Source organism: Shewanella sp. KCT, from assembly GCF_007636505.1.
Lineage (GTDB): Bacteria > Pseudomonadota > Gammaproteobacteria > Enterobacterales > Shewanellaceae > Shewanella > Shewanella halotolerans.
On record NZ_LVDJ01000001.1, the window covers coordinates 146,227 to 158,400 of the forward strand.

General features: G+C 52.5%; 11 protein-coding genes. 6 read left to right on the plus strand and 5 right to left on the minus strand.

The window, feature by feature from the left end:
* Nucleotides 1–48: 48 nt before the first annotated feature.
* On the minus strand, nt 49–1,461 hold the full coding sequence (gene sbcB / locus AYI87_RS00735) for an exodeoxyribonuclease I (protein WP_144198751.1): 1,413 nt from the start codon (nt 1,459–1,461) through the stop codon (nt 49–51).
* Nucleotides 1,462–1,625: 164 nt separating this feature from the next.
* Between sbcB and AYI87_RS00740 the strand changes: the two genes are divergently transcribed.
* The 3 genes from AYI87_RS00740 to AYI87_RS00750 all read left to right on the plus strand — a co-directional run bounded on the left by AYI87_RS00740 (nt 1,626) and on the right by AYI87_RS00750 (nt 3,801).
* On the plus strand, nt 1,626–2,444 hold the full coding sequence (locus AYI87_RS00740) for a hypothetical protein (protein ID WP_144198753.1): 819 nt from the start codon (nt 1,626–1,628) through the stop codon (nt 2,442–2,444).
* Between the two features lie 35 nt (nt 2,445–2,479).
* On the plus strand, nt 2,480–3,292 hold the full coding sequence (rlmA, locus tag AYI87_RS00745) for a 23S rRNA (guanine(745)-N(1))-methyltransferase (protein WP_144198755.1): 813 nt from the start codon (nt 2,480–2,482) through the stop codon (nt 3,290–3,292).
* 302 nt (nt 3,293–3,594) lie between these two features.
* Nucleotides 3,595–3,801 carry a cold-shock protein gene (locus AYI87_RS00750; RefSeq protein WP_011865413.1) on the plus strand — a complete coding sequence of 69 codons (207 nt, stop codon included), beginning with the start codon at nt 3,595–3,597 and terminating at the stop codon, nt 3,799–3,801.
* Nucleotides 3,802–4,185: 384 nt separating this feature from the next.
* Here the strand turns inward: AYI87_RS00750 and AYI87_RS00755 are convergent, their stop codons facing one another.
* The 4 genes from AYI87_RS00755 to AYI87_RS00770 form a co-directional block, all read right to left on the minus strand.
* The gene (locus AYI87_RS00755) at nt 4,186–5,091 is read right to left on the minus strand and encodes an ABC transporter ATP-binding protein (protein ID WP_144198757.1); all 906 of its coding nucleotides are present in this window, start codon (nt 5,089–5,091) and stop codon (nt 4,186–4,188) included.
* Nucleotides 5,088–5,924, minus strand: coding sequence for an ABC transporter permease subunit (locus tag AYI87_RS00760; protein ID WP_409928952.1), 837 nt, complete (start codon nt 5,922–5,924; stop codon nt 5,088–5,090). Before AYI87_RS00760 ends, AYI87_RS00755 begins: the two co-directional genes overlap by 4 nt.
* A gap of 74 nt (nt 5,925–5,998) precedes the next feature.
* Complete coding sequence (locus tag AYI87_RS00765) at nt 5,999–6,646, minus strand: YceH family protein (protein ID WP_144198761.1); 648 nt, start codon at nt 6,644–6,646, stop codon at nt 5,999–6,001.
* Nucleotides 6,647–6,745: 99 nt separating this feature from the next.
* Nucleotides 6,746–7,579 carry a S1 RNA-binding domain-containing protein gene (locus AYI87_RS00770; RefSeq protein WP_144198763.1) on the minus strand — a complete coding sequence of 278 codons (834 nt, stop codon included), beginning with the start codon at nt 7,577–7,579 and terminating at the stop codon, nt 6,746–6,748.
* Nucleotides 7,580–8,128: 549 nt separating this feature from the next.
* On the opposite strand from AYI87_RS00770, the gene speA reads away from it, so the two are divergent.
* The 3 genes from speA (at nt 8,129) to speB (ending at nt 12,170) form a co-directional block, all read left to right on the plus strand.
* Nucleotides 8,129–10,042, plus strand: coding sequence for a biosynthetic arginine decarboxylase (speA, locus tag AYI87_RS00775; RefSeq protein WP_011865418.1), 1,914 nt, complete (start codon nt 8,129–8,131; stop codon nt 10,040–10,042).
* A 256-nt stretch (nt 10,043–10,298) separates the two neighbouring features.
* Entirely contained in the window at nt 10,299–11,219 is a 921-nt protein-coding gene (locus AYI87_RS00780; protein WP_186300525.1) for an adenosylmethionine decarboxylase, read from the plus strand.
* Nucleotides 11,220–11,246: 27 nt separating this feature from the next.
* Nucleotides 11,247–12,170: an agmatinase gene (gene speB / locus AYI87_RS00785; protein ID WP_011865420.1), complete on the plus strand. Its 924-nt coding sequence runs from the start codon at nt 11,247–11,249 to the stop codon at nt 12,168–12,170.
* Nucleotides 12,171–12,174 lie beyond the last annotated feature (4 nt).

Sequence of the window (12,174 nt, forward strand, 5' to 3'; positions counted from 1 at the left end):
CTGACGCCCATTTTGATCGCCATTTCCCCCAAATCACCGCAATTTCGGCTACAGGTTGCTAAGATAATGACACAAAGCCGTCAATAACTTCTGTTTTTCTTCGTCAGCCTCTGTGTCATTGACCAAGGTTTCCAGCTTAATCATATAGTCAGGATCATTCAGGCGTGACTGACAGAAGGTGCGCCAACGTTGCTGCTCGGTATCATCCAGGGTTTCCGGATAGTTGCGGGCGCGGTAGCGAAACAGCATCTCCGGCAGACGCTCGTCATCAAAGTCGAGCTCCAGCGCGGCTAAGTGTTGCGGCGCCGTATGACGTATGATCTCCATCTTGCTCTTGTCGGCGTGACTGAAGAAGCCGCCGCTGTAGAGCTGCAGATCCGGATCGCTTATCTCATTACCATGCTCGGTATCGAAGACGGCCACCAGTTTCTCTCTGATCTCAGGATGTTGACGCAGGCGCTTGTATTGGGCGCGGGCAAATTCTTTGTCTATCTCTAAACGCTGGGCGTTGCCGTCTGTGAGTGTCTTGGCGGTTGCGATAAAGGGACACTTGTTGATGTGTAGCTGCTTCAGACCGATTGGCAGCTCGTCGCTGGCGAGATCGGCCCTTGGGGTATACATGCGCTCGCGGATCTCATCGGCGCTTAGTTCAATCAGCGGCGTGACATCCATGGCCAGATTGACGCAGATGATCGCATTCTTATTGGTGCTATGATGAGCCACGGGCGCGATCAGCGTGGTACAGCCGTGAAGGGCGCTGATCTTGGAGCTGACATGTATCAGAGGCTGCATGTTCAGCACGTCTATCAGCTTGCTCACTTCATTCTTCTTACGCAGATTGAAGTAGTAGTCGAACAGCTTTGGCTGACGCTCTTTAATCAGTTTGGCCATGGCGATGGTGGCGTACACATCTGACATGGCGTCGTGAGCCTTGTCATGGCTTAAGCTGTTGGCCTGTGTGAGGTGTTCAAGCTTAAAACTCGGGCTGCCATCTTCCTTCTCGGGCCAATTGATGCCTTCGGGTCTTAGCGCATAACAGGCGCGCACCAGATCTATGATGTCCCAGCGGCTGTTGCCGTTCTGCCATTCCCGCGCATAGGGATCAAAAAAGTTGCGGTAGAAGCCGTAACGGGTCACCTCATCGTCGAATCGCAGCGAGTTATAGCCGGCCACACAGGTGTTGGGTTGGGAAAACTCGCTATTGATCCTGGCCATAAACTCTGCTTCCGGCATCCCCTTGAGATTGGCGAGCTGGGGCGTGATCCCGGTAATAAGGATCGCCTCAGGCGAGGGCAGGTAGTCGCTGGCCAGCTTGCAGTAGAAGGTCACCGGCTCAGAGATGATGTTGAGATCCATATCGGTTCGAATACCGGCAAACTGAGACGGCCTGTCTTTGGCCGGGTTTGCGCCGAAGGTCTCGTAGTCGTGCCAGAAGATGCTGGGAAGGTTATTTGCAGGCATAGCGTAAGGTAGCGTGTGAATAGTGGCACTTATCATAGCACCCTAGTTTGCGCCTGCACTAATTTAACGATTTATTTTCCCTATTTGATTGAAATCGCGTCATTTTGAAGTTGGCAGCGGCTCAGTTGGCCAGTTACAATGGTCGGCTAACGAGGAATAACCCGATGTTTGAACCCTTACTGACTCAGCCACAATTTATCGAACTGACCCAGAGGCGTCAGTTGCATCTGCGTTTGCGTGAGTCGGTGAGCGATTTTAGCCTGCTGCAGACCATGGGGGGACACCTGCTCGAATGCGTGGTGACCCAGGCCTGTAGTGACAAGGGCTTGATCTTAAGATCCCATCCTTACCTCATCTGCGAGCTAGTGTCCGGGGAGGCGCCTGCGCTTGATGCAGCAATGCCTCAAGAGGAGATCTTACACCGCTCCCACGGTCAGGGCTGGCGTCTGTTTAGCGCACTTGGGATCTCACCCGTGATGTGCGCCGACAGGTTACGTAAAGGTCTGGTGATAGCGGTTGAGGCCCAGGGCGATAGCGTGTGCTTTCGGCCGCAGTTTGATCAGAAATGGTTGCTGGTGACCCTGGAGCGCGACCTGAGACTCTTTGGCGGTCCCCTGGAGCTGCGAAGAGCCAAGGCGGTACTTGCCCGGGCGGAAGATCTCAGCCAAAACGCCGAGGCGCTGCTGCTGGAGATAGGTGAGATAGAGCTAGTTCGTCAGGAGCTGGCTCATTTTGCCAACCACGGTGATGTGAAGCAGCACGGGGTGATCTTAAGCGAGGTGACCAAGGTGGATGAGCAGTTGCTGCGTAAGAAGCAGTTATTGTCCCATCATTATTACCAGAAGGTACAGCGCCCTAACTGGCAGCATGCCGCCAATCAGCATGAGGATCTCGAGGCGCTGCAGCGCAAGCTGGAGTCCTATCAGCTGCTGGCACCACCCGAACTTAACCTAATGGTTGAGCAGATGTTTTTAGACGACTAGTCGGTTTATGACCCGACTAGTATTGGAATATTGTAATGAATTACCTTTGTCCTATCTGTCAGCGCACGCTGTCACTCATAGATCGCACCTGGTGCTGTGAGGCAAATCATAGGTTCGACTGTGCTAAAGAGGGTTACGTCAACCTGCTGCCGGTGCAGAAGAAGCGCTCTAAAGATCCCGGCGACAACAAAGAGATGATGTTCGCCCGGCGGGAGTTTCTCAACAAGGGCTACTATGAGGCGATGAGCGATAGGGTAAATGCCCTGGCGCAGGAATATGCCGGTGAGGCTCGCCATGGGCTGGACATAGGTTGTGGCGAGGGTTATTACAGCCACAGACTTCTGCAGGCCATGGGAAGCGCCGAGGTGTTTAGCCTCAGTGGCCTGGATATCTCTAAGTCGGCCCTTAAATATGCGGCCAAGCGCTATCCGGATATTCAGTTTTGTGTGGCCAGCAGTTTCGAGATGCCCTTCGCCGATCAGAGTTTCGACTTCATGCTGCGTATCTACGCGCCGTCGCAAGATGACGAGCTTAGACGCGTCGCTAAGTCGGGCGCCATCCTGATCACCGTCTCGGCAGGCCCGCAGCATCATTTTGCCCTTAAGCAGGTGATTTATGACCAGCCAAGGCCAAATCCCGAGGTGGATAGCCAGATAGTGGGATTCGAGCGTCTGCATAGCGAGCGACTGACGCAGTCTATGACGATCAGCGACGGTGCGGATATCGGCCATTTTCTGGCGATGACCCCCTACAATTGGAAATTTACCGATGCGCAGCGCGCCTTGCTTACATCCAAGCCCTTGACCTGTGAACTGGATTTTAAGCTTGAGGTCTTTCGGGCCAGCTAGCTGGTTAATCCTTGTTTAATTTGTGTTTTTTATCCGCTTAAAAAAACTTAGTGTTTTTACACGAAGTTTTAGAAGATTTTTTTGTAACAACTGACAGATATGTAAGTAAAAAATAGGATTTGCGCCTTTTAATGTTTGTTGACATACGGTCAGAATGATTTATAGTGAACTCAGCTTGAAGGTTGGGCTTAACTTTATGTGTTCAATACGACCAGTTCGTCCTGTTAACATAAGTAATACCGGCATTTTCCAGCTCTACTGCCGTTTAAGGCTTTATTTTATTTAGTTACAGGATTTATATCATGTCTCAAGTTACTGGCGTTGTTAAGTGGTTCAACTCTGACAAAGGTTTTGGTTTTATCGAGCAAGAGTCTGGCCCAGACGTTTTCGTACACTTCCGTGCGATCAACTCTGACGGTTTCAAAACTCTAGACGAAGGTCAGAAAGTGCAGTTCACTGTGACTCAAGGTCAAAAAGGTCCACAAGCTGAGAACGTAACTGTTATCTAAGCTGACCTTTGGGTAACCTAAGGTTACCTAAAAACAGAATTCCAAGAGCTGTGATTAGTATCACAGCTCTTTTTTTGTCTGCAATTTCCCGCAATGCCCATTCTTGAAACCTAATCGATGGCTTATCTTTCATGCTTGATTTTCGCTTCCGTGAATTTACGATGCGAGTCGAGGTTCGTTACCAGTTTACATTGCCAGCCTCAGGTTTGAGCCTCCGGTGCCAGCTTCCTGTTTCGGTCCCCGGTTCCAGCATTGGAAGGCTAGGGCAAAAGAGCGAGTGAGAGACGAAGAGAGTAAAGAGTTAAAGAATAAGGGGAGAGGCGGTTAGTTAAGCGCAGAAGTTAGTGAGCGGGCACAGCATAGGCGCCGTGCCCTATAACGTAATTAAGTCTGTGAGAACAGCTTGTCTTCCAGGGTGCGACCTCGTTGAATGGCCCGGTAGCGCCAGTCTTGGCGATTGAAGAGGGTGAACAGCTCGGTTTCCAACGCGAAGCCTGCCGTGACCTGATAGTGGATCACAAACTCCTTGCTCTGATTGGATTTTACCGATATGACCTGAGGCAGTGCCTCTAGCGCCGCCATCAGCGCCTCGTCGTCGCAGCTCTGCATGGTGAGGGTCAGGTATTCGTCCGCCAGCTCGTCCTGAATAGAGATAGATTGATTTAGCACGCCTTTATCCAGATAGAGCACCTTGTCACACAGCTTCTCCAGCTCCGCTAGGTTATGTGAACTGATGACGAAAGTGGTCTTGCCTACTTGAGCGCGTACCAACTCGCGTATCGCCTTGGCGTTGGCGGGATCCAGCCCAGCGGTCGGCTCATCGAGCAGTACCAACTCGGGGGAGCCTATGAGTGCCTGGGCAATCGATACCCGTTTGCTCATGCCATGGCTAAGAGAGGAGGGCTTTTGTGGGGCAACCTCTGCCAGGTCCACCAAGGCCAACACCCGCAGGCACTCCTGGCGCGCCGCGGCAGCGTTAAAGCCTTGTAGCTGGGCAAACAGCTCTAGCTGTGCGGCTATGGTGAGGTTAGGATCGAGCCGCGCATCCTGGGGCAGGGCGGCAACCTTACCCAGGAGCGCCTTGCTGCCAGGGGCGTGCCCTAAGATCTCCACAGCTCCCTCTGTAGGGCGAATATAGCCACACAGCAGCGAAAACAGGGTGGTCTTGCCCGCACCGTTGGGGCCGACCAAGGCGATTGGCTGGCCAGCGCTAAGTTCCAGGTTGATGTCGTTGAGTGCGCGTTTACTGCCGAACTGCTTGCTCAGCGCCTTACAGGTGATTAGCTTCATAGTGCGATCCTCGCCATATAACTTCTTCCTAATAGCAGGAGTACACCGGCCTGAAGCAGGGGAATGGCTGCTATGGCAAGGCTGCTCAGGCCCTTGGTATTGATCATCATATCGAGCTGGGCACCGGGCACCAGCCATTGCAGTATGTTACTGAGTCCAGGTAGATAATAGGAAATGATGCCGTTGGCTATGGTGCTACCCGCCAAGAACAACACAGCATAGATGCTCGCCTGTCTCGCCGAGTTGGCGTGCAGTGACAAGATTGCCATCATGGCGGTAAAGGGGGCCAGGACGATCATGATATTGATAAACACCAATACCCCTGATCCCATGGCTGCCCATACCAAAGCCGTGTCGCGATAGGCCACCAGTAAAAGTGTCGCCACCAGAGTGAGTATCAGTAGTATCGCCTGGATCAGCAGATAGCCAGTGACTCGACCGAAGAACAGGGTGTCGCGGCTGACTCTTAGGGTGAGGAAGCGAAAGCTACCTCTGGCCTTGTCAGAGGCAAACTGATCGGCGCCCACAAACAGGCTGAAGATGGGGAAGAGGTAGAGCGCGGCGACCCACAAAATAGCCATCTCGGCCACGTCCCACGAGAGCAGTTCTCCCACATTAGCGGCGCCAAATACGCCCTCGAGTAGCTGCTTAAAATCAGGCGAAAACAGGTAGATAGAAGCCTGCCTTATGGGGTACCAGAGGATGAGGCACCAGGTTAGCGCGAAGGTGGCCAGGCCTATCATGCCTCTTGTGCTAAAGAGGATTTTTTTCAGTTCGAACCTGGCCAATACCAAGGCTGCGTTCCATGAACTGCGCGGAGTAAGATTATCCAAAGATGATTCCTTTATCATGTTAATGAAGGCTCAGCCTAACATTCATCTGTTTGTCTAAATGTTTCAGATTGTTGTTAAATTTTGCCTAAGAGCTCAGCCACTTGTTGTTTCAGTTCGGCCACTTGCTGCTCGAGCTGCGCGACGCGCTCCGCAAGATCATCATTTGCCTGACTACTTGCTTGCGCTGGCTGCGTTGCCAGTTGAGTATCGAGCTGCGCCTCGGCCTCGCTGATGAGTTCGATAAAACGCGATTCGCGCTTACCCGGCTCTCGAGGCAGTTGACGAACTAATGCAGGCTCCATCTGTGCTAGGCTGTTGAGGGCTTGCTCGACCTGGGCGACATCGTTAAAGCCATACAGGCGATTGCTGCGGGTTCTTAGCTCACCTGCGGTCTGCGGTCCTCTTAACAGCAAGAGACAGATGATGGCGACCTTGTCTTCGCTCAGCTGGAGATCGCTAAACTCGGTGTTGCAGAACCTGTGCTTGTACTTGACAACACGGGATCCGAAACCACTCTGTTCGGCCACCAGGCGTTTCTTCGCCAGAGAGTCCAGCGCGGCTTGGGTGTCAGCTTCCGACAGGTTCATCACAGGCTCACGGCTCGATTTCTGGTTGCAGGCCAAAGTGAGGCCGTTGAGGGAGAGGGGATATTGCTCTGGCGTCGTCTTCTCTTTTTCCAGCAGACAACCGATCACACGCGCTTCATGGGAGGTGAGTTTCATGATTTTGGTACCCAGATAAAAAAAGCATAGCCCTGTTATAACAGAGCCATGCTTTTATGCAAAGACAATCAGAGGCTTGGCGTTTTCGCTGCCTAACTTCTATTCAGTCAGGCGGATACCGTCTGCCTCGATGGCGATCTTCTGCTGCTTGTAGAGGCCGCCTATGCTCTTCTTGAAGGCCTTCTTACTCATGGCAAGCTCGGCGTAGATCACCTCGGCATCTGTCTTGTCGGTGAGGGGCAGGAAGCCGCCAGCCTGGTTGAGTTTCATCAAGATGGCGGTGGCGTGTTTGTCAAGCTCAACTTTAGCGCCGCGCTGCAAAATCAGGTCTATCTTATCGTCACTCCTGACGCGCTTGATGAAGCCTTTGATGCGCTGGCCAAACTTGAGGGGCTGATACACCTCATTCTTATAGAGCACCCCCCAGTGAGCATTGTCGACGATGGCCTTGTAGCCAAGGTCAGTGGTGCCGGCGATGATCAGGCTCACCTCTTGGCCGTTGCGATAGGGCGGTGGCGTGCGGTCGAGGAACTTGTCTATCTTCGATGAGGCCACGATACGATCGTCGGCGCTGTTAACATAGACATAGACCAGATAGGAGCGTCCCACCTCGATCTCCCTGTGCTGCTCACCGAAGGGCAACATGAGATCTTTATCCAGGCCCCAATCTAAGAAGGCGCCGTAAGGACCGGTAGCGACTGCCTTAAGGTAGGCAAATTGCCCCACCTGCGCCTTGGGACGCTTGGTGGTGGCGATCACCATATCTTCTGAGTCCAGATAGAGGAAAACCTCGACGCTATCGCCTACTTCGCAGCCTTGTGGGGCAACCTTATTTGGCAGTAATACCTGGCCGAATTCATGGGCATTTAAGTACACCCCAAAATCGACGCGTTTGACGATCTCTAAGGTGCAGCGCTTTCCTATCTCTATCATGTGGTTCTCTATGGATTATGGCTTAGATGTTAAATGTGGCGATTATAGTGGAAATCTTGCCAAGATGCTTTAGCCTAAGCAGTTTATTCTAGCGTGAACGACATTAATTTCGGCTCAGGGGCGAGTGAGTCAGATAGACTACAACGGCTGGCAGCGTGGGAGCCCGGTAAATGACAGGGCTGACTGTCTGTTTAATGCCTGGCCGTTGAGCGAATTTACTGTAAAAAACGCTGAACACCCGTAAGGGATAAAAGGCAGTCTGGGCGCGTGCTTGAGTGCAAAAAACCTTGTAATAAATTAATGTGATAATGATACTTGCATTTAGTTAAATTCAGGGGTTTAATTGCGCGCCTTTTTTTACTTTAGACAAGTATAAATTGAGTTAACTAATATGGCGGGGACTCGAAGGATAACTTCGATATCTGACACCCAAAAACGGTGTTGATGTTGCGGCTTATTTACCTGATAGGTGCGATAGTAAGTAACATTAATGTGTTGGCAGACAAAGCAGCTGCCGAATATGAATGTAAATAGACAGGTTGAGAGAATATGAGTAATTGGTCTATTAAAGATGCTTATGTTGGTTATAACGTTAATTACTGGAGCTCTGGGCTCTACGGCATAAGCGAGGCCGGTGAGGTGACGGTGTCCCCCGATCCTAATCATCCTGAGCACACTATAGGGTTAAATGAACTCGCTAAGGATATGGTGAAATCCGGCGTGGCCTTGCCTGTGTTGGTGCGCTTCCCGCAGATCCTGCATCACAGAGTCAACAGCCTGTGTAACGCCTTCAATCAGGCGATCACCCGTTATGACTATCAGTCAGACTATCTGCTTGTCTACCCTATCAAGGTAAACCAACAGCAAACTGTGGTCGAAGAGATCCTGGCAAGTCAGGTGTCTAAAGAGGTGCCACAGCTGGGTCTTGAGGCCGGCAGTAAGCCTGAGCTGATGGCGGTACTCGCCATGGCGCAGAAGGCCAGCTCGGTGATCATCTGTAACGGCTACAAAGATGTGGAATATATCCGTCTGGCGCTGATCGGCGAGAAGCTTGGCCATCAGGTCTATATCGTACTCGAGAAGCTGTCTGAGCTGAAAGTCGTCCTCGAAGAAGCCAAGAAGCTGGGTGTGACCCCGCGTCTGGGTCTGCGTGTGCGTCTGGCCTTCCAGGGTAAGGGCAAGTGGCAGGCCAGCGGCGGCGAGAAGTCTAAGTTTGGTCTGTCTGCGGCGCAGGTGCTGAACGTGATCAACTCACTGAAAGACGAAGACATGCTCGACAGCCTACAGCTGCTGCACTTCCACCTGGGATCGCAAATCGCTAACATCCGCGATATCCGCAGCGGCGTGAGCGAGGCGGGCCGTTTCTACTGCGAACTACAGAAGATGGGGGCCAACGTTAAATGTTTCGACGTGGGTGGTGGCCTGGCGGTGGACTATGACGGTACCCGTAGCCAGAGCAGCAACTCGATGAACTATGGCCTGACCGAATACGCTAACAACATCGTCAGCGTGCTGAACGACATGTGCCGCGAACACGATCAGCCTATGCCGCGTCTGATCTCTGAGTCTGGTCGTTACCTGACGGCTCACCATGCAGTGTTGATTACCGACGTGATTGGCACTGAGGCCTATAAGCCTGAAGATCTGCAAGCGCCGGATGAAGAAGCGCCGCAGCAGCTCAAAAACATGTGGGATTCATGGGGTGAGGTGAGTGGCCGCGCCGATCAACGCGCCCTTATCGAGATTTACCATGATGTGCAGAGCGATCTGGCCGAGGTGCACTCGCTGTTTGCCCTGGGACAGATGAGCCTGTCCGACAGAGCCTGGGCTGAGCAGATGAACCTGCGTGTCTGTTACGAGCTGAAGGGCGTGATGAGCGGTAAGTACCGTTTCCACCGCCCGGTGATCGATGAGCTTAACGAGAAGCTGGCCGACAAGTTCTTCGTGAACTTCTCACTGTTCCAGTCACTGCCAGATGCCTGGGGTATCGATCAGGTGTTCCCAGTGATGCCGCTAAGTGGTCTGGATAAGAAACCTGAACGCCGCGCCGTGATGCTGGACATCACCTGTGACTCTGACGGCACAGTGGATCAGTACGTAGATGGTCAGGGTATCGAAACCACACTGCCTGTGCCTGCGTGGAGCGCTGAGAGCCCATATCTTATCGGTTTCTTCCTGGTAGGAGCCTATCAGGAGATCCTCGGGGATATGCATAACCTGTTTGGCGACACTAACTCTGCCGTGGTGCGACTGGACGACGATGGTCTGGTGAATATCGAGTCGGTTCTGGCCGGTGATACGGTTGCCGATGTGCTGCGTTACGTTAACCTGGACGCCGTCTCTTTCATGCGTACCTATGAGGAGCTGGTGAATTTGCACATTCAGGAAGATGAGCGCGCCAATATTCTCGAAGAGCTGCAGATTGGATTGAAGGGCTACACCTATCTGGAAGATTTCTCCTGATTGGCAGGCTAGCCTGTTTCGCCTGGGATCTCGGCTAAGGCTGCCGGGATCCTGTTATACCAATCTCGGTAAGTAAGTGATCAGAAATAGCACAGGAAAAACGGCCGAGAACAAGGCGGAATTTTTCGATAAGTAGTTATTCTACAATCAAAAATAGTAACGCAGTTATCGGATGTTTTAACAAGCTAGCATGACCAGTTATTTACCATGACCAGTTATTTACTAGGATTGGTATTAGACGATGAGGAGTGGGTCGATGTACTTTGAAGGGGCGGAGAAGCGCTTATCGCTGACGCTGGCGGCGGGTTGTCCGTCGCTTAGGGCGTTGGGCGATGCGTATTGGCGCCGCGCCTTGGCCAAGAGTGATACAGAGATCCTCTCCAAGCTGAACAGTGAGCAGTGCGATGCTTATCTGCTCAGCGAATCCAGCCTGTTTGTCTGGCACGATAGCCTGGTGCTGATCACCTGTGGCAACACCCGGCTAATTGAGACCGTACTCTCCCTTGTGGAGTCATTAGGTTGCGATCAGATAGCCAGCCTGAGTTATCAGCGTAAGAGCGAGATCTTACCTGCCTTACAGACCAGCCGCTTCGAAGAAGATATTGCCCGGCTTGGCACGATGCTAAGCGGCGCCGCCTACCGCATAGGCCATTTAGATGGTCATCACCATCAGATTTTCTTCTCTGGCAATAAGGTAAGGCTTAAATCCGCGCAGACAGTGCAGATGTACCATATTCGCGGTGAACTGGCCGATTATCTGCTCCGCGATGGGCAAACGATAGCGGGGATAGCCAGCCGGCTTAATTTATCCCGGCTGTTGAGCGGTTTTGATATTGATGCGCACCTGTTCTCGCCACTTGGCTATTCGCTCAACGCCCTTAGGGGAGAAGATTATTTTACCTTGCATATCACCCCGCAAGAGGCGAGCTCTTATGTGAGCCTGGAAACGAATTTGTCGCTCAGCGCAGGGCTTAACGGTATAGTAGGTGAGTTGTTAAACCGCTTAAATCCGGTAAGCTGGGACCTGGCAGGATATGAAGCCGAGGCGTTAGCATATTGCGACGAGCAGTATAGCCTGGAGGCCCGGGGCGAACTTGCCTTGGCGGATGGCCAAGGCCTTTATATAAAACACTATAAACAGCGCGATTGTGAGCAATTGCTGCCCGTTGCGTTGTGATCTTTACTTCTTTGATTTGGAGCAAATATGACCACTATTGCAGATAAGCCTGATTACTCGCTTTACTCAAATGCATTTGGTTATTTAAGACAGCCACTGGATTTCAAACCGCTTGAGAGCGATGCCGATGTGGTGGTAATAGGTTTGCCATTCGATATGGCCACTACGGGCCGCTCTGGTGGTCGCATGGGCCCCGGTGCTATCCGTCAGGCGTCGGTCAACTTGGCCTGGGAAGAGTGCCGTTGGCCATGGGATTTTAAGTTGTCCGATCACCTAAAAATGGTCGATGCGGGCGATCTGGTGTTCGATTGCGGTGATGCCGCCGATTTCACCCAGCGTGTCGAAGACTTCGCGACGGCGGTGCTCGACTCTGGTAAGGCGCTAATGAGCTTTGGTGGCGATCACTTCGTGACCCTGCCGCTGCTGCGTGCGCACTACAAGAAGCATGGCAAGATGGCGCTGCTGCATTTCGATGCGCACACAGACACCTATAGCCAGGGGAGCAAGTATGACCACGGCACCATGTTCTTCCATGCACCAAATGAGGGGATCATCGATGCTTCTCACTCAGTGCAGGTGGGGATCCGTACTGAGTATGACAAGCCAAGCCATCTGTTCAAGGTGATCGATGCGGCCGCCGCTAACGAGATGACTGCCGATGAGATCGTGGCTCAGATTAAAGATCGTGTCGGTGACATGCCATTGTATGTCACCTTCGACATTGACTGTCTGGACCCAGCCTTCGCACCTGGCACGGGCACGCCGGTATGTGGCGGTCTCACCAGCGACAAGGCGATGAAGATCATTCGCGGCCTGCGTGGCATGAATGTTGTCGGTATGGATGTGGTCGAAGTTGCGCCAGCCTACGACAGCGCCGAGATCACCGCACTGGCCGGGGCTACCTTAGGCCTTGAGATGCTACACGTTTGGGCCTGCGCCCATAAGAAGTAGGCAA

Bases quoted from the DNA above. Each gene is read 5' to 3' on its own strand.
- sbcB (WP_144198751.1), bottom strand. From the start codon at position 1,461: ATGCCTGCAAATAACCTTCCCAGCATCTTCTGGCACGACTACGAGACC.
- AYI87_RS00740 (WP_144198753.1), top strand. From the start codon at position 1,626: ATGTTTGAACCCTTACTGACTCAGCCACAATTTATCGAACTGACCCAG.
- rlmA (WP_144198755.1), top strand. From the start codon at position 2,480: ATGAATTACCTTTGTCCTATCTGTCAGCGCACGCTGTCACTCATAGAT.
- AYI87_RS00750 (WP_011865413.1), top strand. From the start codon at position 3,595: ATGTCTCAAGTTACTGGCGTTGTTAAGTGGTTCAACTCTGACAAAGGT.
- AYI87_RS00755 (WP_144198757.1), bottom strand. From the start codon at position 5,091: ATGAAGCTAATCACCTGTAAGGCGCTGAGCAAGCAGTTCGGCAGTAAA.
- AYI87_RS00765 (WP_144198761.1), bottom strand. From the start codon at position 6,646: ATGAAACTCACCTCCCATGAAGCGCGTGTGATCGGTTGTCTGCTGGAA.
- AYI87_RS00770 (WP_144198763.1), bottom strand. From the start codon at position 7,579: ATGATAGAGATAGGAAAGCGCTGCACCTTAGAGATCGTCAAACGCGTC.
- speA (WP_011865418.1), top strand. From the start codon at position 8,129: ATGAGTAATTGGTCTATTAAAGATGCTTATGTTGGTTATAACGTTAAT.
- AYI87_RS00780 (WP_186300525.1), top strand. From the start codon at position 10,299: ATGTACTTTGAAGGGGCGGAGAAGCGCTTATCGCTGACGCTGGCGGCG.
- speB (WP_011865420.1), top strand. From the start codon at position 11,247: ATGACCACTATTGCAGATAAGCCTGATTACTCGCTTTACTCAAATGCA.